Source organism: Methylobacterium sp. Leaf125 (genome assembly GCF_001423085.1).
Taxonomy (GTDB): domain Bacteria; phylum Pseudomonadota; class Alphaproteobacteria; order Rhizobiales; family Beijerinckiaceae; genus Methylobacterium.
This window is the reverse complement of sequence record NZ_LMNU01000007.1, coordinates 125,901-146,672: the sequence shown is the minus strand read 5'-3', so window position 1 is coordinate 146,672 and position 20,772 is coordinate 125,901. Positions and strand designations below refer to the sequence as shown.

Here is a 20,772-nt window from a genome sequence, read left to right as displayed (position 1 = left end):
CGGGTGGTCGGGGTCCACATGGCAGATCCAGGTCAGGTTTCAGCCCCCTCTTGGAATCACTGCCATCCCGGCCACTCAACCCTGCCTCAGCCCCTTATCGGACGGGCTCTAAGGCGCAATATCAAAGACTGCGGCAGCATTTTAGATCAAACGTTGGATCGTCCCTCTGTTTATCGCTAAGCAGCCGAACATCCGGCACAAGGGTAACGAATGATGCGATGAGACGGAGCGTCAAAGGTTTCGATCATCCACGTAGCATCTACCCTATGCGATGGGTTAGAAAATGACTTACCCCTTTCAAGCTTTTGAATGGGGGGCTGCAATGGCTTCGAAACTAAAAAATCTCGACTATTTCAATGGTGTCGTGCAGCTTACGGGTACCGCCCTTAATCTGATCGGCCTGATTCCTGGCGTCGATATTCCGGATGAATTAACTGCCGTCTTCGGCGGATCCGAAAAGGACCCAAGCCTAGACTTGTTGAATGAAATGAATGGAAAGCTGGATCAGCTTATTGATCAGGGCAATAGGGTCCTTAAAAATATTGATAAGCTAGACGACACCTTCCATAATAGGATTCTGCTCGACATTCAGTCGGACGCCTTTTTTGGCAAGGACCAGCTTGATCTGTACATGCGAACGGGCAGCATTACGCAGTTGGCCAATGCTGAGACGTTTTCGGGCAAAGCACTGATCACGGCGGCCGCCTATGCCAGAGCCCCGGACTCCGATCCTGGTATTGCCACATCAGCCCTTCTGATTGCCCTCACCAATCGGATCAATGTTATTCACGAAATTGGCGACGGGGCAACGTCAGGTGAATATAAAGCCCAACTGGATCAAGCACTCAACGCTCTCCAGCGGGCATCTAGCGCCTATACTACGCAAAGTTTTGAAAATGTGCAGTTGTCGGTAGATATAGTTAATGCCGGTAGAACTGGAACGAAATTTATCATCAAATACCATGTGGGAGACGAAACGCCTTACCAGGCAAGTTCTCTTGAATTTGGCGGGGATAATAATTCTGCTGCATACAAAACTTTGCTGACCGCCCTGTCCCCGAACCCTACCGGAACCGATATTCAACACTATGATAAAGTTTTGGATATTGGAATTATTGAAAAGCTTATAGCAAATACACCAGCTGAAAAAATTTATAACGCTGATAAAGATAAATATTACGATATTTACCTAGAAATGACGACAGGGTACCAAAAAATTGAAAAAGCGGCCAGCTTGCTGAAGCAGGTCACAAGCGGTCAGTATGTGAGGGATGTCGATGGAACGGTCGACAGCAGCATCTCAGCCGATCACTTTATCCCCGATACGTTCGAGCAGTGGCCGGGCTTCACCGCACCTCACACGCTGGAAGGTCTGAAAGGCAACGATGTTATCGTCGGCGGTGAGGGGAACGACACGCTCAGAGGCGGCGGAGGCAATCCGTTGATCTATGGGACCGTCGGCGACGGCAACGATCGCCTGTACGGTGGCGGCGGCGACGACATCATGATCGGCGGCACCGGCAACGATTTGCTCGACGGCGGGGCCGGCAACGACCGCCTGGATGGTGGCGACGGCGTCGACACGGCGAGCTATCAGTCGGCGAACGTCAGCGTGCACGTCTCCCTCGATCTGAACGATTGGCAGGAGACTGGCGTCGGCAAGGATCGCCTCCTGAACATCGAGAACCTCGAAGGCAGCTACAATAACGACGACATACTCACGGGAAACGCCCTGAACAACACGATCCGCGGCTTCAACGGCAACGACATCATCGACGGCCATCAGGGCGCGGACATGATGTACGGTGGTGGTGGCGACGACACCTATGTCGTCGATCAATCCGACGATCTCGTCTTTGAGCTAGAAAGCAGTGGAACCGACGTCGTTGCGTCGTCCGTAAGCTATGCGCTCGCCGCTGGCCAGGAAGTCGAAGTCCTTCGTCTCGACGCCGCCACCGACAGGCAAAGCCTCAACCTGACAGGTAACGAATTCGCCAACACGCTGATCGGTAACGACGGCGCTAACATCCTCGACGGCGGCGCCGGAGCCGACACGATGATCGGTGGGGGACGCGACGACACGTACTATGTCGACAACGTCGACGACAAAGTGGTGGAGGAGGCTAACTACGTCTCCGAAGACGGAGAAAGCTACTATATCTCCGGCACCGATCTCGTCTACGCCTCAGTATCATATGCCCTCAGCGCGAACGTAGAGAACCTCACGCTCACCGGCACGGGGGATTTGAAGGCTACAGGCAATGATCTTGCCAATGTGCTGGCCGGCAACAGCGGTAACAACGTCCTCGACGGTGGCGCCGGCGACGACCGAATGTACGGCGGGTCAGGCAACGACACCTTCGTGGTCGACAGCGCCGGCGACCTCGTCATCGAGTACACCAACCAGGGCAGCGACACCGTCCTGTCTTCGATCTCCTACGCGCTCACCACCAATGTCGAGCACCTGACGCTCACTGGCACGGACGCCATCGACGGCACCGGCAACAACGTCGCCAACATCCTCACCGGCAACGCGTCTGCCAACACCCTGTCGGGCGGCTACGGCGACGATCAACTGTTCGGTTTCGGCGGCAACGACATCCTCGACGGTGGGGTCGGCAACGACACCATGACGGGTGGCACCGGCGACGACACCTACGTGGTTGCCACGCGCGGCGATGTCGTGGTCGAGGCTGCCAACGAGGGTAGCGACACCGTGCTGTCCGCCATCGCCTACGAGCTCGGGGCCAACCTCGAGAACCTGACCCTGACCGGCGGCGCCGATCTGAAAGGCGTTGGCAACGACCTCGACAACCGCCTCACCGGCAACGCAGGCGCCAACCGGCTCTACGGCGGGGCCGGCAACGACCACCTCGACGGCGGCTTGGGCGCCGACACGCTGGTCGGCGGCTCCGGCGACGACACCTACGTCGTCGACAATGCCAGGGACCTGGTGGTGGAGTACACAAACCAAGGCACCGACACAGTCGAGGCTGCGGTCTCGTACACGCTGAGCAGCGGCGTCGAGAACCTGACCCTGACCGGCAGCGCCGGCATCGATGGTACCGGCAACTCCCTCGCCAACGTGCTGACCGGCAACGGGGCTGACAACCACCTCTCCGGTGGCGTCGGCAACGACACCCTCTCCGGCGGGGCCGGCAACGACACGCTCAACGGCGATGCCGGCAACGACGTACTCGTCGGCGGGGCGGGCAACGACCGCCTGGATGGCGGAACCGGAAACGACACCTTCTCCGGTGGCACCGGCAACGACACCTACATCGTCGATCTCTCTACCGAGCGGGTGACCGAGCTGGCTGGCGAGGGCACGGACACGGTGCTGGCCTCCGCGACGTTCAAGCTGCAAGGCAACTTGGAGAACCTGACGCTGACGGGCACGAGCGCCATCGACGGGACGGGCAACTTCCAGTCGAACATCCTGATCGGCAACAGCAGTGCCAACATGCTCGACGGCAGCGGCGGCCGGGATGTGCTCACGGGCGGGGGCGGTAACGACACTTTCGTGTTCCGCAAAGGCGAGACCAGCGGCGACAAGGTCATGGACTTCACCGGCGCGGGTGCCACGTCAGGCGATCACCTGGAGTTCTACGGCTTCGGCACGGGCGCCACGCTGAGCCATACAGCGGGCACGGACCTCTACACGATCAAGGCCGATGCCGATCACGGCGGACAGAGCGAGACGTTCCAGCTCGTCGGCGTGACCAACCTCGACCTCGGCATGGGTGCCGGCCACAACGACGCCCTGCTGTTCGCCTGAGAAAGAATTGGACTGAAGGCCAACAAGCCCGCGGCGTCACAAGGCGCTGCGGGCTTCTTCTTTTCTGTAGAACAGCAGTCCAGCCAGCCAGCTTTCCTAATTTCTAGCTATCAGGAATCTAACCGTTTTACGATCCGCTCTGAGGTATGTATCGCGCTTGCCCAAACTGTCGATCAAGGCTGGAGATATCTTCTACACCGGCACACCGCAGGGCGTAATCTTCGGCGAGAAGATCCCACGTGCCGACCGCAAATGGCTTAAGCCGGGCGATCAGATCGCCTGTAGCGTCGAAGGCTTGGGCGAGCTGCGCTTCAGCCTGACCTGAAGACGCTTCAAGCTGCCTTGGCACTGGATCACTTCCTGGAGGCGCCGATTTAATGCCCACTCCATAATGCTCAACCACCGCTGGAAGGGCAGGAATCCGAAAGTACAAAGATAAGCCCCGGCGCTGGGCCGGGGCCATGCTGAGACCTGAACCTTGCAGTGGCAGGAGAGCCACTTAGCGAGACGAGTTCGCATCAGCGTCAGCGACGACGCGCCGGACCTGGAGGGTACGTGCAGTTAGGGACGGCGTGGTGTTCAACTCAGAAGCCGGACGCACAGCTGCCGTGGATCGGGCCTGCTCACGGTAGAGGGGCGGAGTGAGGTTGATGCGATCGTCCGCCATCACAGTGCCGGTCAGAGTGGCAAGTGCCAGAACAGCGAGAGCAAGAGAGCGGGTGGTCATGATGTTGATCCCTTTAGCGTTTCAGGGCCTCCGCCCTGGTTCGTGAGAGGGATATGTTCGACGACGCATCATCATTCAAACAAATGGCGTCGATAATTCATATCGATGATGTCAATGACGCAGAGCGCTATGCCGCCTTACGGGATTGGTGGTGCGAATAGGCAGAGTTCAACACAAAGCCCACTCCATAAACGCACCTACGCGAGCGGATCCGCATTGGCTCGACGGTCGCGCGTTCAAGATTCCGATGTTTGAATTACAGGCAGTCTTTGCCGACGAGTTTCACCGTCAGGTAAACGACCGTTTTCTCGATCCACTAAATCTTGATCAGTAGGCCTTGCCGCCGGCGGCCATACGCGCGCCGGGCTTGTGGTCTGGGCGGAATCCGGAAGCGTTAGGCCTCTCAGAAGGAGAGCGAGCCTTCCCAAGCCGTGGATTACGACGCGGAGGTATGAAGGACCTCCCGCAAGCTCTTCAGATCTGATGGGTCATTCATGCGGTGGATCATGCGGTGGCAGTTCGGGCAGAGCACCGCGAAGTCAATGGCGACGTCGTACTTCACCGCCTCGCCCTCGCGTAGGCTGGCGAGAGGCCGGAGGTGGTGAGCCTCAATGAAATCCTCCCCCGCTGTTCCGTAGCGCTCCGCCATGACGAGGTCGCATGCTTGGCAGCGAACGCCATGATGCTTCTTAGCGAGCTTCGCAGCGTGGGGATTGCGCTCGATCCGCCGGTGCATGCGGTATCGCCGTTCTTCAAGAAGGTCTGTTGTGCCTTCGTCAGCGGTCGTGCTCGTGGACGTATTCAGACCTCCTCGGAAGGTCAGAGCCCGGTAGGCCGCCACGATCGTCTGCAGGTCACGGTGGAGAGTGCCCTCGTTCGGCATGGCACCGAAGTGGTAGGTCACGCCCATGGCGTGTCCCGCCGCATAACCGCTCGGTAGGGGTCTGTCTGAACCAAGATCAATGGCTTGAACAGGAAGGCGCGGGGCATAATCAGCCAGGCGCCGCCGGACGAAAACGGCTCGTTCAGCAAGGATCTGATTCGTGTCTCTCTTGAATTCCCGTTGCACTTCCGTGGTGGCTTGGTTGAGGGACAGGTGCACGATCGGCTGCTGCGCATGGAAGAGGTAGACGACTTAGTAGCCCTGCATGGCGGTGCGGGTGATGAGTGGGTCGAAGACTGCGATCCACGGGACCTCAGCCCACCCGGATTGGCCGGCACTGCCTTTCACAAGCAGGTCATTGTTCTCCGAGCCGAGAGCGTCGGTTACCTCGCTGCGCGCTGCGTTCCGGATGACCGCTGCCAGCGCGTGGCCGGAGAAGGCTTCTCCCTTCGCCAGAGGATATTCATCGATGATGCGGGTCAGGGCGTGAGCGAGCGTCAAAGGACACCTTCGGGCAAGTGAAAAGGGGCCTTTTGGGCCTCGCGGAAATCGGAGCGGGTCCCCGGAACACACCCCGGGGTCGCTGGAAAAAAACCGTGCCCATCAAGGGGACCCTCTCATGGCGTGTCCCCTTGGAGGCTGCGCAGTGCCAGAACCTTGTCCGCCAACGCTGCCCGCGCTGCGAGGAGCTTCTCCGGATTGACCTTGCTCGACAACTCCTCGCGGCGCTTACGTCCGAGAAAGAAGGCAACGCGCTCGGCATTGGCACCGCTTGGGTGAGGAAGGCCGGCCAGGACCTGCCGACGATCGAGCCTACCCTGTGCGGCCACTATCTCGACCGCCTCACTGGCGACAGGCCCGAGAGGGACGAACACGGCGTTCGGCAGCGCCCTCATCTCCTCAGCGAACCACTTCATCAGATGGGTGCGCAGCAGCGGCGTCGCGGTTGGCGAAGGTGCACCGGTGTAGTTGGCGCCGTTCATGAAGACGGGATAGCGCAGGATCGAAGTGAAGTGGACGCGATGCGCATCGCTCGCCCAGAGCGATCCTGCCGTTGCAATCCCGAGGGATCGGCTCAGGCCGATGCTGTCCAGCATGGCCACCAAGTTCGAGCGCATTGGACCGGAGAAGCTTGCAAAGACCTTAGCGTCCTCCGCGGCTTCGGCCTCGGTACGGCCGTTCAGAAGGCTCCGTCGGGCGGGGATGAGCGCGTTCCCCATCTGCTGCCGGCCGGGCGTGAGCCCAACGATGACGACAGTCCACGAACGACCGGACACCTTGCCGAGCCAGCTCAACCGCAGGCAGCTTCGGTAGACCCCACCGCGCAGGAAACAGCCGACGTCATCGGCCGGTCGCTCCTTGCCCTCGTCATCGTCGTTGAGGGCCAGCCACCCGCTGGACCGGCCGTAAAGGCCTACCAGGCAGCCATTCGCCGCAACGGCGAAGAGGCTGGTGGAGCCGGCGGAAGGGAAGCGATGGAGGCTGCCCTGCAATTTGTCAGGAATGCCGCTCCTGACCGCGCTGAGCGCAGGGAAAGCATCATCGACAAGGCATGGGCTGGCCTGCCGGGATGGCGCCAATGACTTTGGGCCGTCAGGCATATCTCAGCAGCGGGATCGATGCCGGTGCGTCGGGAAGACACGCGCGCTGAAGGCGAAGCTCAAACAGCCTCGCGCTTAGCTCAAGAAACCTTCGCTCTTCCCGCATCACATCGCAGGAAACCTCAATTGCATCCATTATAGTATTGATAAGTTGTGAAACTTCTCCTTCGCTCTTTTCAATCTGGCGATCTAATTCCCATGCCCGATCTGCGCTGTTCATGCTGATCCTCCATGTTTCGCCGATTAATAAATGTGTTCCAAATCACGAGGTTCTCGCGGAGAGCGTTTCACAGTTTTCGATGAGAAGGAACCACCTATCTACCCAGATATGGGATTGAATGAACGCAGTCGGAGATTACAACATAAAGCAGATTCCGTAGGTAGGAACTTTCAGCTGCGGATGACGCCTTTGGATGCTACTGATAAGCCCTTGCTCACCTGCGCGATGCATTTCCCGAGGGGGGCCACACCAGACACGAAAACGGCGAGGCTTTCGCCCCGCCGCTCACACATCAGATCGGTGAAACCCTCAGTAGGCCAACGGCTCACCGCGCGGGCCGTAATGCCGAGCTGCACCCGGCGTGTAGCCATCATCCGTGCGCAGCTCGGGCAACCGAACCGAGAGCTGACCGCCATCAGCCTTTCAGATCGAGCCGGTGGTGATGTCGTCATAGGAGCGAGTGTTCTGGAAGCCACCCGGCACAGCGGCGGCGGAGATACCAGCCGGCGCCGTATAGCTCTGAGCCGAAGCGGGCGAAGCAATCGCGCCAAGGCTCAAAGCGAAAGCAGCGGTGACGAAAGAAATACGGATGCTCATGGCATGATCCAGTCAGGTCTGCTCGGTCTCCGTCGAAAGGCGGCTGGCCGTAAAATCTTGTCTGATCCTGATGTGGGTACGTCACGGCCCGGGCGCCGTGCCGTTCGGCACCCCACTAATCACCGCCTGACCATCGAGACCGGGAAGGATGCTGGCACTTTCCGCAAGAAGGTCGCGGCAGAGGCCCTAGCTGCCTTCGCGGAGAGTGCCAGGGGCTTAATGCTCGCAGACCAGACTGAAGCCAGCGCTTCCACGAAATAAAACAATAACGGTTTATTGTCTTGAAGATAGCGTATGAGATATCCCAAGGCGCATATCGGCTGTATCTCGCGGCAGTTATATTCTCTCCTGAATTGAAACGGGTGACCAACCTAGGAAAGCTCATCCTGAACGCCATCGTTTTGGTCGCTGCAGCGGCTTCGATATCTGCTGCCATTGCAACCACGATCAGAGCGTTTTCTCCCTCGGGAGTGTACGCATGCGACTTCCGTCTGATCAGCGCCGCCACATGCGACCTGCCTATGGCTGCCCACACGACCCGCGTCACGCCTACTCCTGCCGACGGCGATCGGGCAAAGCGTATGGCTCGTAATGGCCGCATCGTAGCGTGTGAGCGTGAGAAGACGGCAAAGAGGCTAGGCGGTGTACCCGTGCCCACGCGGAAATGCTGGGATGAGAGCCCGACCGCTCTTGCGAGGGTCTCAAGTCGTTGATGGCTTGAAGCTTCTTCGCTCTTGGCGCATTGTTTAGACACTGTTCAAAACAATGAACCATGCGATGCGGGCGAGGCATAGGGCCGGACGATGACGGACAAGAAACCCGGCTTTCAGCCTGGACAGAGCGGCAACCCCGCCGGCAGGCCGAAAGGCGCCCGCAGCAAGGCGATGCAGGCTCTCGACGCCATCCTCGACGGCGAGGCCGAGGCGATCACGCGCAAGGTCATCGAACTCGCGAAGGAAGGCGACACGCAGGCCTTGCGCATGTGCCTGGACCGCCTTGTCCCCCCGCTAAAAGACCGGCCTGTTACGTTCGAGCTCCCCCCAATCGAGACGACGGCCGACCTCACGCGAGAGACCAATGCCATGCTGCAGGCCGTGGCGGCTGGAGAGCTGACCCCGTCCGAAGCCGCCGACATCGGCAAGACGGTCGACGCCCACGTACGCGCGATCGAGGCCGTCGACCTCCACCAGCGCCTGTTACGGATCGAGGAGCAAACCGCCCGATGACGAACCCTGCATCCCTCAACGCCCGCCTGCGCAAGATCGAGAGCTTGGCCACCACCAGCTTACCCGCCGAGCCGTGGGTCTGGGTCATCACCGACAGCGACGACGAATTGCCCGGCAAGCTCGCGGAGATGGAAGCCGCCGGCACCTACAGGCCTGGCCAGAACATCGTGCATTGGCGGATCGTAGGCCCCGCACCTCAGCCGCAGCCCCGGACCGCACAATGAGCACTCTTGAGACGCGCCTGCGCCGCCTGGAGGCCTGGTACCGCCCCGCCCTGCCCCAGGTCGCGACCTGCATAATGGCATCGAGCCATGAGAGCGCCGCGGATCAAATCGCCCAACAGATTGCGACGGGCGCTCACCGGGAGGGCTGGCCCCTCCTCGTCATCACGTCCCCCGGATTTCAGGATCGCCGCCTATGACGAACATCGCCGGTCTGCTTAAGCGCGTCGAGCGCATCGAGGCCAAGCAGCATGTCGGTGCCCCGGTTAGGATCATCGCAAACTACCCCGTGGGGAACGCTGCCGCCCGGGACGCCCTGACCAATTGGCGCCAGTGGGTCGCGGGTGGCCGGGCAACCGTGAAAGGCGAGGTCCTATGGCTGATGCAGCCGCCCCTATCCGTCGAGGAATGGATCGCCCGCTACACTCCAGAAGGGGAAGCGGCACACTGAAAACCCGGAGACGGGAGCGGCCCCTCGCACACATGCGCGCGTAGTGCTCCCGCTTGCCTATCTGTTCGGAACGAAAGGCGAACATTTTCGCTTGATCTGCGGGCTGCGCAGGGGCGTGAGAGAGGGCGATGCGATGGGGCCGGCGCAACCCGCGCCGCTACTACGACCGCGAGGGCCGTGAGCAGCCGCCGGCCACGGTAGGCAGCGTCTTGGACTGCTACAAGGTGCAGGCGTGTTGCGAGACGTGCGTGCACTGTTCGGACATCGATCATACCCGCTGGCCTGCGGCCTACCCCCTACCCGACATCGCCTTACATCTGCTCTGCACCGGATGCGGTGCGAAGGGCGATCGGATCAGCGTTCAGGTCAGCCGCCGAGACGGCGCGTTTAGGCCATAGCGCCCCAACCCTGGGGGCCGATAAGAGGAGTTATAGGCCCCCGCCCCTCCACCGCGTCGAGACGACCGCGCGCAGAGGCGTCGGACCCGTACCAACATTGAAGCGCATACCCTTGCAGCCGCTCAAGAACTTTGCTCACGCCGTCATCGCTCAGCAGGCGAGCCTTCCCCGGGGATAGATGGAAGCGGCCCCTCGCGTGCGTACAGCTCCCATCAGATGGCGTCCGTTTTCGCACGCCCTAAAGGAACCGCGACCTGGCCCCTCAGATCAGGTCTGCGAACGCATAATCCGACCAATTTTTAAGGTTGGCCTGTCCCAGCGGCGCAGGAAGTAGCTCGCCGCGCGGCGGCTTCGTACCTCTTGGTCCCGGTGTGGTCTTCGTCAGACGAGTTGGTTTTTTGGGACCGCCAACGGCATCGCGCTCGAATAAGAGACACTTCCCACTTTCATCAGAGATCCAGCCCCTATCCGCCCAGCCGATGAAACGACCGCTGTAGGCGTAAACCTTATCGTCGTGGATGAAGGCTGCAGGTTTGCCGTTCCAGAGGTAGAGGGAGTGCCCATCGTGACAGAAGGCGGCCTCTCGCCCGGCTTGGTCGAAGAACTCGATCATGGTCGGTGCGGTCCCTTGGTCTTTGCGTTAGGTGCCGGGCGGATGGCCAAGATGTACAACCCTAATCCCAATCCCGACTATCAAGCGTGCAGGCCCCATTCGTGACGCTTGCGATGGCGGACATGGCCTCATCAAGGGACGGGTGTCGTCGTTTCACTCTTCTGAGTAGGCCGAACGCATCGGGCTGGATCTCGAATTCGTCGGCATTTTGGGGCTTGGTGATGTTGCCAAGGCTCCGCCCAAGGCGGTCTTTCAGGGTCCACGCTCTGCCCGTAGATCCATCAGGAGTGAGAACGACATCCATGGTGGGCAGACCTTCAACGTAGAATGAGCAGCCTCATACCACGTATCCTAATTTCGGCTCGATAATCTTGTACTTATCTCGCGGGTTCAGAGCGTGGGCTGCGACGAAGCCTAAGCCCAAGACAGTTTCCGGCAAACCAGGAGCTTAGAAAAAACTGCTCCCGGAGTGATCCTTGAAGGCGTTCACCGGAGATCTAAGACGTAGATGGGTCGGTAGAATTTGCTTCATTCATCCAAAGGCCAGCGAACGTCAGCGTTGCCGTGTAGATCATGGTGCCCGTTTCATCACGCACGAGCACTGTGAAGGCCTGTGCGTCGGCTGATCGGCTTGGAATGAACTGTCGCGCAATTTCAGGCAGTGACCTCATAGCTTCAATGCGGACGTCTTCCTTGCCCGAGCACTCAGTGCCCTCCGGGTCTCGGAAGAACGCATTGCCGTCGTGGATATCGAAGAAGTACCGCGCCAACTCAATCTCCCAGCCTCCTCCCCTGAAAGACAACCGGGCGTAGAGCTGGGACGTTTCGGTCCGCAACCGGACATTCGGCGAGCTATCTGCAGACAGCAGCCTTCCTACAAGAAGCCACTTCCCGAATGGTCTTTGAACGCGTTGGCGCGCCGGATGTACCCGACCACCGTCTTCGGATCGCGATGCCCTGACTGATCCATGATGCGCGCGAGATCCGCGCCACGCTCGGCCGCGGTCGTGATGTACCCAGCCCAGAGGGAGTGAGTGCCGAAGGTTGAGACACCAAGGGCTAGTTGCTCAGTCCGCAACAGGAAGAAGACCAAAACGCCCTTAGAAAGCTGCGACAGTCGTTGGTCGCCTAGCCATCGGGCGCAGCATGCTCTTGACGGTCTCATAGGGCCTGGGCCGATTGATCACCTCGTCGAGCCGTGACCACAGCGTCTTGGGCGAGAAGGGCTTGGCGATGACCTCGTTGACGCCCAAACGGACAGCGCGCTCAACTCTGCCCTTCTGTGGCTGAGCCATCATGAGGATTAGGGGCACGGTCGGAGCTGGAGAGGTCTCTGGGTTTCGTACCAAGCGAATGACCTCTTCGCCTGACAGGATGGCGAGATCCCAATCTAGGATCACCAAATCTGGCCGAGCCTCAGCGATACAGCCAAGCGCTTCTGCCCCGTCAGTCGCCTCCTGTATCCGTCGAATACCGGAGCGCTGCAGCATGTCGCGAACGATCCGGCGGATGTAGAGGCTCTCATCAACGACGAGGGCTGAGAGATCCGGAAAGCTTGGGGCGCCAATCATTAGGGAGGACCTCGTCGACGCACATTTTCGCTGCTTGCGACGAGAAGCTGTACCGCCAGGAGCTTTAACATCCGTTCGCCTATCATGAGGCTCCTTGGATGGCTCAACCTTCGTAGGTTATTCACCATCGGCTTGGCATACTGTGCCCCAGCAGGATCATTATGCCAGTCACCAGCCCAGCCCGGCCTAGAAGATCAGCCGCAGTGCGCGCTGCCCTCGTGGGCGCGACCCGAGCGCTTGATGCCGCTTACCCGGTCCCGTTCAGTGAGGTTCTGCCAGACTTACTCTCGGACGCGGTGGCGGCCCTTATGGCTGCTGGCTCCTCTACGGCGACACGCAGTTCTATAGCTTCCGTTTACGGGGCCAAGCCGGTCATCTACGAAGGCTAGAAGGAGGACATGCGGCTGCGGCGTACCCCTATCGCCTTGTAAGACCCGTCTGGAATTTGAGCCTTCGCTTCGTCAGTATTCCCAATTTTAGGCGTGATCTTACCGAACTGGTTGATATGAACGCCGACAAAGTTGCCTTTGCGCCATGCAAGAGAAACGCGGCAGATAATATCCTTCCCTACAATTTTTAGCATGAAAGTGTCTGGCAGGGGGCAAGAGGCAGGCACGCCGATCCTAGCACCGGTTTTTGAAACGTCTTTCACAGTGCAGGGTATTTCAACCCCGTCCAGCGTCCGAATAATCGCGATCCAATTGGTGTCGGCACGCGGTGCTCGTAAAACGATATCTGTGTCATCAGCAAGCATGTGGGGCCACCGCCGCAGGTCTATCGCTGCGGGTATAGCACCTCATTGTTAACGACCTGCGCGAAAGATAAAATAACAATCTTATCTTTACTCACGATACCGCGAATGAAACGCATTTATTTTAAATAATTGATTTACTTACATGGTCTGCACTGAATAGCGACAATATGACAGAGGCGGTATTTGGCACCTATCCGTATAGTCTGGAAGTCACCCAGCATTCCAGGGTCCAGGGTACCTAGCAATGGAAAATCCGTAAGAACGGTAAGTTAATTGAGCGATCTGACCGTGCTTTGGCGAATGAAACCAAAGCCTACCGGCAGGGAATAGAGACGATTGAGAAGATGCGGCACCGCGGCGGCGAGACACGTTACTAATCGCTTCTCATGAAGGCGCGCCGGACGCATATCTGCAAAGTGCCGGGAATACGGTCGTTTTCCTGACATTCAATCTTCGCAAAATTTTCGCGAACCTTTCTGTTGGTGGCGGTGTCGGAAAAGCCTGACCGGAAATCTCCCGGCGTAAAAACCCTCACCTCATACCTGACAACAGGCTTGCTTTGATCATCATAGGATTTTGACCTGATCGATTGGCTTACGACAGGTCTGCCCCTTTTAATCAACCAGTCTAAAGCCAAGCGATCGGGTCAAGCAGAAGCTGTGATGACGTCGGCCAGTAGCCGGCGCGGCGCGCGAAATCCCGGATGATCCCGGATAATCCCGCCAATTATCTCTGACCGCTGCCAATTAGCGATGACATGGCCATCCGGGACGGCCATCCGGCCGCCGTCCGGGCCGGGATCCGGCCCCCCTGGTCGACGCCACCGCGCCGTCCGGGTCGCGCGGGGCGAGGGCGTTTCAGGCGACCGGTTCGAGCGCCCTGCCCTGCGGCGTGCCGAAGCGCGCGAAGCGCAGGGCCAGGGTCGGCAGGATCAGGAGGTTGAGCACCGTCGAGGTGGCGAGGCCGCCGAGGATCACGATGGCCATCGGACCCTCGATCTCGCGGCCGGGCTCGCCGGCCCCGAGGGCGAGGGGCAGGAGGCCGAGGCCGGTGACCAGGGAGGTCATCAGGATCGGCACCATGCGGTCGGCGGCCCCGAGCACCGCGGTGTCCCGGTTCCAGGCCTGCCCCTCCTCCCCCACGAGGTGCTCGTAATGGGCGATCATCATGATGGTGTTGCGCAGGGAGATCCCGAACAGGGTCACGAAGCCGACGATCGAGCCCAGCGACAGCACGGCGCCGGTGGCGAAGACCGCCAGCACGCCGCCCACGAAGGCGAAGGGCAGGTTGACCAGGACCAGCATGAGGTTGCGCAGGCTCCCCGTCACGATGGCCAGCAGCAGCACGATGCCGAGGCCGGCCAGCCCCGAATAGACCAGGAGGTCGCGCCGGGCCCGGGCCTGCGCCTCGGCCGAGCCGGCGAAGCCCACATAGGTGCCGGGGGGCAGGGCGACCTCGCGGGCGATCTTGCGCTTGGCATCGGCCACGAAGCCGGCGATGTCGCGGCCGGTCACGTTGGCGGTGACCGCCTGCACCCGCTGCGCGCCCTCGTGCTGGACCTGGTAGCGGCCGGAGGTCTCGTAGATGTCCGCGACTTGCGCGAGGCGCACCACCCGGCCGCCGGAGCCGCGCAGGGGCAGGTCGCTCAGGGCGGAGAGCCGGCCCCGCGTGGCGGAATCGAGGATGACCAGGACGTTGAACACCGCGTTGCCCGCATAGGTCTGGCCGACGATGTCGCCCTGGTAGGCGGTGCGCACCACCTCCATCACCTCGATGGCCGAGAGGCCCCAGTGGCGCAGGTCGTTGGGCCGCAGGCCCACATTGACCTGGGGCAAGCCCGCGGGGGAGCTCTGCTGGATGTCCGCCGCGCCCCGCACCTCGGCGAGCTCGCGGGCGATGTCCCGGGCGGCCGTCTCGATGGCGCCGAGGTCGGTGCCGAAGACGTTGACCACCACCGGCGCGGTGAAGCCCGACACGGTCTCCTCGATGCGCTCGGTGAGGAAGGTCTTGAGGGAGAAGGCGGCCCCGGGGAAGCCCGCCATCACCGCCCGGATCCGGGCCTCCGCCGCCCCCTGCCCCGCCCCGTCGAGGCCGGGCTCCAGGTCGATGTGGATCTCGCTGTAATGGGTGCCGGCGGTGTCCTGGCCGGCCTCGGCCCGGCCGATCTGCGAGGCGACCGCCCGGATGCCGGGAATCTCCTTGAGGGCGGCGGTGATGCGGGTGCCCAGGCGCATGGATTCCTGCAGCGCAGTGCCGGGCGCGGCCGCCATGTGCAGGATCAGGTGGCCCTCCTTGAGGTCGGGCAGGAAGGTCGAGCCGAAGAACGGCACCACGGCGGCCCCCAGGAGGGTGACGAGGAGGCCGCAGGCCATGACCAGGCGCGGGGCACGGTCGATCCGGGTCAGCAGGCTCGCGTAGTGGCGGCGCGCGGCGCGCATCACCGGCGGGTCCAGGGTCGAGGCCTCGCGCCGGTTCGTCAGCAGCCACATCGCCAGGGCAGGGGTCACCGTGAGGGCGACGGCGAGCGAGGCCACCACGGCGAGGATGTAGGCCAGGCTCAGGGGGCCGAACAGCCGGCCGGCGATGCCCGACAGGGCGAGGACGGGGAGGAACACCAGCAGCACCGCGATGGTGGCGTAGGCGACCGCCGTGCGCACCTCCAGGATGGCGTCGAGGACCACCCTCCCCTCGGGCCGAGGGCCGCCGAGGCGGCGGTTCTCGCGCAGGCGCCGGACCACGTTCTCGACGCCGATCACCGCGTCGTCCACCACCTCGCCGATGGCGATGGCGAGCCCCCCCAGCGTCATGGTGTTGAGGCTCTCGCCCAGCGCCTGGAGCGCCACCACGGCGGCGATGAGCGAGAGCGGGATGGCGAGCGCCGAGATCACGGCGGTGCGCCAGTCGTACAGGAAGACGAACAGCACCACGACCACCAGGATGCCGCCGAGCCCGAGGGCCTGCAGCACGTTGCCGTTGGCGATGGCGATGAAGTTGGCCGGGCGGAACAGGTCGGCGTGCAGGGTCACGCCCTCGCGCTCCAGGGCCGGGCGCAGGTCCTCCAGGGCCGCCTCGACCCGGGCGGTGACCGCGCGGGTGTTGGCGCCGTACTGGGCGCCGACCATGAGGAGGACGCCGGGCCGGCCGTCCACCAGGGCGGCGCCGATCGCCGGCTCGCCGGTGGCGACCACGGTGGCAACGTCCGCCAGGGTCACGCTGGCCCCGCCCTCGTTGATCAGCACCGTGCGCGAGACCGCCTCGGGGCTGAGCGACTGGCCGTCGGTCTGGAGGGCGATGCGCTGGTTGGCGGTGTCGACGAAGCCGGCGCCGCGCACGCCGGTGGCCTTGCGCGCGGCGGCCAGCACGTCGTTGACGCCGATGTTGAAGCGCACGAGGTCGTTGGGGCGGATCTGCACCTGCAGCGAGCGCACCGCGCCGCCATAGACCGAGACCTGGGCGATCCCCGGCACGGCCAGGAGGCGCAGGCGCACGGTCCAGTCCGCCAGGGTGCGCAGGTCCATGTCCGAGCGGGTCTGCGTGGTCAGGCCCACGAGCAGCACCGTGCTGGTGGCGGAGGTCAGGGCCGTCATCGCCGGCGGAAGGACGCCCTGGGGCAGGCGGCCGGCCAGGGCCGTCAGCCGCTCGGTGACGAGCTGGCGCACCCGGTAGATGTCACTGCCCGCCCCGAAGGTGACGGTGATCACCGACAGGCCCTGGATCGAGCTCGAGCGCAGGGAGACCACCCCCGGCAGGCCGTTGACCGCGACCTCCACGGGCTGCGTCACCAGCACCTCGACCTGCTCCGGGTTGAGGCCGGGGGCCTCGGTCTGGATCACCACGGCGGGGGGCGCGAATTCCGGGAAGACGTCGTACTGGGCGTCCGCCAGCACGACGAAGCCGTAGGCGGCGAGCGCCAGGCTGAGCGCCAGGACGATGCCGCGGAAGCGGACCGCGAAGGCGACCAGGGCCGCCTGCGGGCCGCGACCGCCCGGCCCTTCGGGCCCCCTCGCCTCAATCGTCATCGACGCCGCCCGAGACCTGGAGCTGGCTCTTCATCTCCTCGGAGAGGAGCGCCTGCGCCCCCGAGAGCACGATCTCGGTGCCGCCCGGCAGGTCCTCCACCACGAAGGCGTCGGCCGACATCGGCGGGTCGGCCTTCAGCCGGTGGCGAGCGAAGGCGTCGGCCCCCACCGCCCGGTAGATCCAGGCCGCCCCCTGCCAGTGCACCACCGCGTCCTCGGGCACGCTGAGGCCGGTGACGCTGCGGTCGGCCGCCAGGAAGGCCAGCATGCTCATGCCGGGCAGGAAGCCGCTGTCGCCCGGCACGGTGTAGAAGAAGCTCAGGCCCTGGATCCGCGGATCCGTGCGGGTGGCGGGCGAGACGTAGGCCAGGGCGACCCGGGCGCTCTGGGGCGGCACCTCGGCGAAGGCCGCCGCCGGCGGGCCCTTCAGGCCCTCCCCCGGCGGCAGGGTGACCTGCACCAGGAAGTTCGTGCGCTCGATCAGCCGGGTGACGACGGCCGAGCGCTCGACGATGGCCCGGCCGATCACCGGTCCCCATTCCTGCTGGGCCGTGGCCGAGAGGGTGCGCACCTGGGATTCCGCCGCCGCCAGGGCGGCCTGGTCGGTCTGGGCGGTGCCCTCGGCGGTCTCGACCTGCACCGTGGTGGCGTATGGCCCGAGCGACTTCGCCCGCTGCAGGGCGCTGCGCGAGACCTCGGCGCGGGCCTGGGCGGTCTGGAGGGCGGCCCGGGCACTGGCATAGGCGTTGGTCAGGTCGGTGACCCGGGCGAGGTCCAGGACGCTGCCATAGGCCTGCAACTCCTCCCGGTGGTCGGCCAGGGGCCGGGCCTCGGTCGTGATGCCGATGCGGGCGCGCTCGGCGGCCGAGAGGCGCACCACGGTGCGGCCCTCCTCGACGGCGGTGCGCTGCGCCGGCAGGTGCGCGGGCTTCGCCGGCCCGGGGCGGGCCTGGAGGGCCTCGACGTGCGCGCGCAGCTCGCCCAGGAGGCGGGCGCCCGGGGGCGAGACGGCGAGGCCGCCGAGGCCGGCCGCCAGCACGCCGGCCAGGAGGAGGGATCGCCACGTCACCGGATGTCTCGCCCTCCCCTGGTCCGCGGTCGTGTCGCCGCCGTGTTCCGCCCGGCATAACGGTGTTCACCCGCAGAGGGAATCGGCCGGCCTCGCCATCCTGCTGGTGGGCGAGCCCTTCCGCTGGCACGACGCCCTGGCCCTCGCCCTCGTCATCGGGGGCATCGCCATCGCGGAGCGCCCGGGGCGGCGGCGCCGGGGCGCCCAGGGTCTGTCAGGCTCATCTTGAGCCAGACAGACCCTCGATTCCTGTCACGACGGTCGTCGTTTCGGGACAACCGGTTCCCCCTTGTCCCTGACGAACGCTAGCCGCCCCCGCCCGCCGGGCGGCGCAGCTCGAACCGGGTGTCGGATTCGGCGGTGAAGTAGTCGAAGTAGCCGCCGCGCAGGATCGGCCGCATGGCGCCGGTATCGACGAGGCCGTCGCGGATGAAGCGGTCGTCGATGTAGATCGAGACCACCTGCCCGATCACCAGGAAGTGCGAGGCGTCGCTGCCGTCCAGCGGGGTGAGCGGCACGGTCTGCAGCCACTTGCACTCGAGCGCGGCCGGCGATTCGGCCACCCGGGGCGGCCGCACTTTTCGCGATGGCGCCGGGGTCAGGCCCGCATAGGCGAACTCGCTCTCCCCGCGGGGCAGGGGCGCCGAGGTCGCGTTCACCGCCTCGCGCAGGTCGTAGGTGGCGATGTTGCAGACGAACTCGCCCCCCTCCTCCGCGAAGGTCATCGCGTCCTTGCGCCCGGACGAGGAGAACATGACCATGTCGGGGCCCGCCGCCACGGCGTTGAAGTAGGAATAGGGCGCGAGGTTCACCGCGCCGTCGCGGCCCATCGCGCTGATCCAGCCGATCGGGCGCGGGGCCACCAGGGCTTTCAGCGGGTTGTGGGGCAGGCCCTTGGTCTCGGCGTCGTAATGCATGGGGTGCCCCTCAGAGCCGGGTGACGATGTCGGCGAGCGCCGGGCGGGGCCGGTCGGGCGGCACCTCCTGGGCGCGCCCGATATGGATGAAGCCCGCGAGGCGCTCGCCGGGCTCGAGGCCGAGGACGTCGAGGATGCGCGAATCGTAGGCAAACCACTCGGTGAGCCAGGCGGTGGCGTAGCCCGCGGCGTTGGCTGCCACCACGAGGTTCATCGCCACCGCGCCGGCCGAGAGCACCTGCTCCCATTCGGGGATCTTGATGTGCGGGCCCGCCCGCGACACCACCGCCACCACCAGGGGCGCCAGGGCGAGGCGGTTGCGCTCCAGGTCGCGGCGGGCGGCGTCGGCCTCCGGGTGATCGGCGGCATAGGCCGCCGCGATGGCGTCGCCGATGCGGGTGCGGGCGTCCCCCGCGATCACCAGGAAGCGCCAGGGCGCCAGCTTGCCGTGGTCCGGCACGCGCGCGGCGATGGTCAGGAGCGCGTCGAGTTCGGCCGCGTCCGGGCCCGGCCCGTCCAGGCGGAGGGGCGGGACCGAGCGGCGGGTGCGCAGGAGATCGAGGGTGGCGTTCATGGCATCCCTGGAGCAGGATCGGGCGAGAGAGGCGGGGCCGACCGGTCCTCGGGGACGGCACGGCCTTGCCGCCGCCATGGTCCGGTTCCAGAGGGCGGGCACCGGGCGCGGCGGCCGCCCGTGACATGGCGCGCCGGCGGCGGATTGGCAACGCCGGCGGGACGCCCCGGTCAGGATGGGGAGGTGCGGGATGGCGCGGGCAGGGTACGGATCGGTCTGGCTGGGCTGCGCCCTTCTCCTCGGCGGTCACCCCGGAACCGCCGCGGCGCAGGACGGCAACGCCTTCCACAACCGGATCGGGCCCAACCTCCCCTCGCCCTCCCTGTCCGCGCCGTCGATGTCGGACCCCTCGGTGCCGCCGCTGCCCAGCGTGGCGAGCGCGGCCCTGACCCTGTCGGCGGTGTTCGCGGGCGGCGACAAGCCCCTGCGCTCCGGCCTCGCCTGGCGCATCTACGAGGATCGCACCGACGGCACGAAGCCCGCCATCGTGGCCCGCTCCGAGGCGGCCGACCCGAGCTTCACCCTGGCGCCGGGCGCTTACGTGGCGACCGTGACCTACGGCTTCGCCAGCGCCTCGCGCCGCGTCGTCATGGCGGGCCAGCCGGCCGCCGAGCAGCTCAAGGTGAGCGCCGGGGCGCTCAAGCTCTCGGGCGCCATCGGCGACGTGAAGCTCAGTCCCGACCAGCTCGCCTTCTCGGTCTTCGTGCCGATCGGGACGAACTCCGAGGGGCGCCTCGTGCGCAGCGGCGTCAAGGCGGGCGAGCTCCTGCGCCTGCCCGAGGGCACCTACCACGTGGTCTCGACCTATGGCGGCTCGAACGCGATCCAGCGCGCGGACCTCAAGGTGGAGAACGGCAAGGTCACGGACGCCACCCTGAACCACCGCGCCGCCACCCTGACCCTGAAGCTGGTCGCCGCGGAAGGCGCGGAGGCCTTCGCCGGCACCGCCTTCAGCGTGCTGACGCCGGGCGGCGACACCATCCGCGAGGCCATCGGGGCCTTCCCGCAGGTGACCCTGGCGGAGGGCGACTACGTCCTGATCGCCCGGCACGACGGGCAGGTCTACACCCGCGAGTTCAAGGTCGAGAGCGGCCTCAACCGCGACGTCGAGGTCATCGCCAAGGCCGGGTGAGCGGAGACCGGGTGATCCGAG

General features: G+C 64.0%; 18 protein-coding genes and 1 pseudogene. 7 read left to right on the top strand and 12 right to left on the bottom strand.

Going from position 1 to position 20,772, the window contains the following annotated elements; all coding sequences use genetic code 11:
* Positions 1-283: 283 nt before the first annotated feature.
* Positions 284-3,778 (top strand): calcium-binding protein, encoded by a 3,495-nt coding sequence (locus tag ASF58_RS27450; protein WP_082512967.1) that lies wholly within the window; start codon positions 284-286, stop codon positions 3,776-3,778.
* A gap of 157 nt (positions 3,779-3,935) precedes the next feature.
* On the top strand, positions 3,936-4,103 hold the full coding sequence (locus ASF58_RS24875) for a fumarylacetoacetate hydrolase family protein (protein ID WP_244477249.1): 168 nt from the start codon (positions 3,936-3,938) through the stop codon (positions 4,101-4,103).
* A gap of 174 nt (positions 4,104-4,277) precedes the next feature.
* On the opposite strand, the gene ASF58_RS27045 is transcribed toward ASF58_RS24875, so the two are convergent.
* The 5 genes and pseudogenes from ASF58_RS27045 to ASF58_RS25740 form a co-directional block, all read right to left on the bottom strand.
* Positions 4,278-4,505, bottom strand: a complete 228-nt coding sequence (locus ASF58_RS27045; RefSeq protein ID WP_244477248.1) for a hypothetical protein — start codon at positions 4,503-4,505, stop codon at positions 4,278-4,280.
* Between the two features lie 436 nt (positions 4,506-4,941).
* A pseudogene (locus ASF58_RS09865) lies at positions 4,942-5,961 on the bottom strand (DUF3578 domain-containing protein).
* Positions 5,962-6,005: 44 nt separating this feature from the next.
* Positions 6,006-6,881, bottom strand: a complete 876-nt coding sequence (locus ASF58_RS09855) for a uracil-DNA glycosylase family protein (protein ID WP_055950976.1) — start codon at positions 6,879-6,881, stop codon at positions 6,006-6,008.
* 100 nt (positions 6,882-6,981) lie between these two features.
* Positions 6,982-7,209: a hypothetical protein gene (locus ASF58_RS25745; protein ID WP_156375616.1), complete on the bottom strand. Its 228-nt coding sequence runs from the start codon at positions 7,207-7,209 to the stop codon at positions 6,982-6,984.
* Between the two features lie 423 nt (positions 7,210-7,632).
* Positions 7,633-7,806, bottom strand: a complete 174-nt coding sequence (locus ASF58_RS25740; RefSeq protein WP_156375615.1) for a hypothetical protein — start codon at positions 7,804-7,806, stop codon at positions 7,633-7,635.
* A gap of 803 nt (positions 7,807-8,609) precedes the next feature.
* Here ASF58_RS25740 and ASF58_RS09850 point away from each other — a divergent pair.
* From ASF58_RS09850 to ASF58_RS09835, 3 genes are all read left to right on the top strand, one after another.
* Entirely contained in the window at positions 8,610-9,032 is a 423-nt protein-coding gene (locus ASF58_RS09850; RefSeq protein ID WP_055950973.1) for a DUF5681 domain-containing protein, read from the top strand.
* Entirely contained in the window at positions 9,029-9,256 is a 228-nt protein-coding gene (locus ASF58_RS09845) for a hypothetical protein (RefSeq protein WP_055950971.1), read from the top strand. Before ASF58_RS09850 ends, ASF58_RS09845 begins: the two co-directional genes overlap by 4 nt.
* 193 nt (positions 9,257-9,449) lie before the next feature.
* Positions 9,450-9,704 (top strand): hypothetical protein, encoded by a 255-nt coding sequence (locus tag ASF58_RS09835; protein ID WP_055950967.1) that lies wholly within the window; start codon positions 9,450-9,452, stop codon positions 9,702-9,704.
* Between the two features lie 660 nt (positions 9,705-10,364).
* On the opposite strand, the gene ASF58_RS24865 is transcribed toward ASF58_RS09835, so the two are convergent.
* From ASF58_RS24865 to ASF58_RS09810, 5 genes are all read right to left on the bottom strand, one after another.
* Positions 10,365-10,715, bottom strand: coding sequence for a 4-fold beta flower protein (locus tag ASF58_RS24865; protein ID WP_082512962.1), 351 nt, complete (start codon positions 10,713-10,715; stop codon positions 10,365-10,367).
* Positions 10,716-11,815: 1,100 nt separating this feature from the next.
* On the bottom strand, positions 11,816-12,286 hold the full coding sequence (locus tag ASF58_RS09820) for a response regulator (RefSeq protein ID WP_055950965.1): 471 nt from the start codon (positions 12,284-12,286) through the stop codon (positions 11,816-11,818).
* 385 nt (positions 12,287-12,671) lie between these two features.
* On the bottom strand, positions 12,672-13,040 hold the full coding sequence (locus ASF58_RS25735) for a PilZ domain-containing protein (protein WP_156375614.1): 369 nt from the start codon (positions 13,038-13,040) through the stop codon (positions 12,672-12,674).
* An 857-nt stretch (positions 13,041-13,897) separates the two neighbouring features.
* Positions 13,898-17,059, bottom strand: a complete 3,162-nt coding sequence (locus ASF58_RS09815; protein WP_055950963.1) for an efflux RND transporter permease subunit — start codon at positions 17,057-17,059, stop codon at positions 13,898-13,900.
* On the bottom strand, positions 17,049-18,128 hold the full coding sequence (locus tag ASF58_RS09810; protein WP_055950961.1) for an efflux RND transporter periplasmic adaptor subunit: 1,080 nt from the start codon (positions 18,126-18,128) through the stop codon (positions 17,049-17,051). Before ASF58_RS09810 ends, ASF58_RS09815 begins: the two co-directional genes overlap by 11 nt.
* Before the next feature lie 31 nt (positions 18,129-18,159).
* Here ASF58_RS09810 and ASF58_RS09805 point away from each other — a divergent pair, with 31 nt between their 5' ends.
* The gene (locus ASF58_RS09805) at positions 18,160-18,357 is read left to right on the top strand and encodes a hypothetical protein (RefSeq protein WP_055950958.1); all 198 of its coding nucleotides are present in this window, start codon (positions 18,160-18,162) and stop codon (positions 18,355-18,357) included.
* 76 nt (positions 18,358-18,433) lie between these two features.
* On the opposite strand, the gene ASF58_RS09800 is transcribed toward ASF58_RS09805, so the two are convergent.
* Both ASF58_RS09800 and ASF58_RS09795 read right to left on the bottom strand, forming a co-directional pair.
* Positions 18,434-19,045 carry a flavin reductase family protein gene (locus ASF58_RS09800; RefSeq protein WP_055950956.1) on the bottom strand — a complete coding sequence of 204 codons (612 nt, stop codon included), beginning with the start codon at positions 19,043-19,045 and terminating at the stop codon, positions 18,434-18,436.
* Between the two features lie 10 nt (positions 19,046-19,055).
* Positions 19,056-19,619 (bottom strand): nitroreductase, encoded by a 564-nt coding sequence (locus ASF58_RS09795; RefSeq protein ID WP_055950954.1) that lies wholly within the window; start codon positions 19,617-19,619, stop codon positions 19,056-19,058.
* A gap of 190 nt (positions 19,620-19,809) precedes the next feature.
* Here ASF58_RS09795 and ASF58_RS09790 point away from each other — a divergent pair, with 190 nt between their 5' ends.
* Positions 19,810-20,751, top strand: a complete 942-nt coding sequence (locus ASF58_RS09790) for a hypothetical protein (RefSeq protein ID WP_055950952.1) — start codon at positions 19,810-19,812, stop codon at positions 20,749-20,751.
* Positions 20,752-20,772 lie beyond the last annotated feature (21 nt).

Excerpts from the sequence above, each read along its gene's own strand:
- ASF58_RS27450 (WP_082512967.1), top strand. The coding sequence starts at position 284 with ATGACTTACCCCTTTCAAGCTTTTGAATGGGGGGCTGCAATGGCTTCG.
- ASF58_RS27045 (WP_244477248.1), bottom strand. The coding sequence starts at position 4,505 with ATGACCACCCGCTCTCTTGCTCTCGCTGTTCTGGCACTTGCCACTCTG.
- ASF58_RS25745 (WP_156375616.1), bottom strand. The coding sequence starts at position 7,209 with ATGAACAGCGCAGATCGGGCATGGGAATTAGATCGCCAGATTGAAAAG.
- ASF58_RS25740 (WP_156375615.1), bottom strand. The coding sequence starts at position 7,806 with ATGAGCATCCGTATTTCTTTCGTCACCGCTGCTTTCGCTTTGAGCCTT.
- ASF58_RS09850 (WP_055950973.1), top strand. The coding sequence starts at position 8,610 with ATGACGGACAAGAAACCCGGCTTTCAGCCTGGACAGAGCGGCAACCCC.
- ASF58_RS09845 (WP_055950971.1), top strand. The coding sequence starts at position 9,029 with ATGACGAACCCTGCATCCCTCAACGCCCGCCTGCGCAAGATCGAGAGC.
- ASF58_RS09835 (WP_055950967.1), top strand. The coding sequence starts at position 9,450 with ATGACGAACATCGCCGGTCTGCTTAAGCGCGTCGAGCGCATCGAGGCC.
- ASF58_RS24865 (WP_082512962.1), bottom strand. The coding sequence starts at position 10,715 with ATGATCGAGTTCTTCGACCAAGCCGGGCGAGAGGCCGCCTTCTGTCAC.
- ASF58_RS09820 (WP_055950965.1), bottom strand. The coding sequence starts at position 12,286 with ATGATTGGCGCCCCAAGCTTTCCGGATCTCTCAGCCCTCGTCGTTGAT.
- ASF58_RS25735 (WP_156375614.1), bottom strand. The coding sequence starts at position 13,040 with ATGCTTGCTGATGACACAGATATCGTTTTACGAGCACCGCGTGCCGAC.
- ASF58_RS09815 (WP_055950963.1), bottom strand. The coding sequence starts at position 17,059 with ATGACGATTGAGGCGAGGGGGCCCGAAGGGCCGGGCGGTCGCGGCCCG.
- ASF58_RS09800 (WP_055950956.1), bottom strand. The coding sequence starts at position 19,045 with ATGCATTACGACGCCGAGACCAAGGGCCTGCCCCACAACCCGCTGAAA.
- ASF58_RS09795 (WP_055950954.1), bottom strand. The coding sequence starts at position 19,619 with ATGAACGCCACCCTCGATCTCCTGCGCACCCGCCGCTCGGTCCCGCCC.
- ASF58_RS09790 (WP_055950952.1), top strand. The coding sequence starts at position 19,810 with ATGGCGCGGGCAGGGTACGGATCGGTCTGGCTGGGCTGCGCCCTTCTC.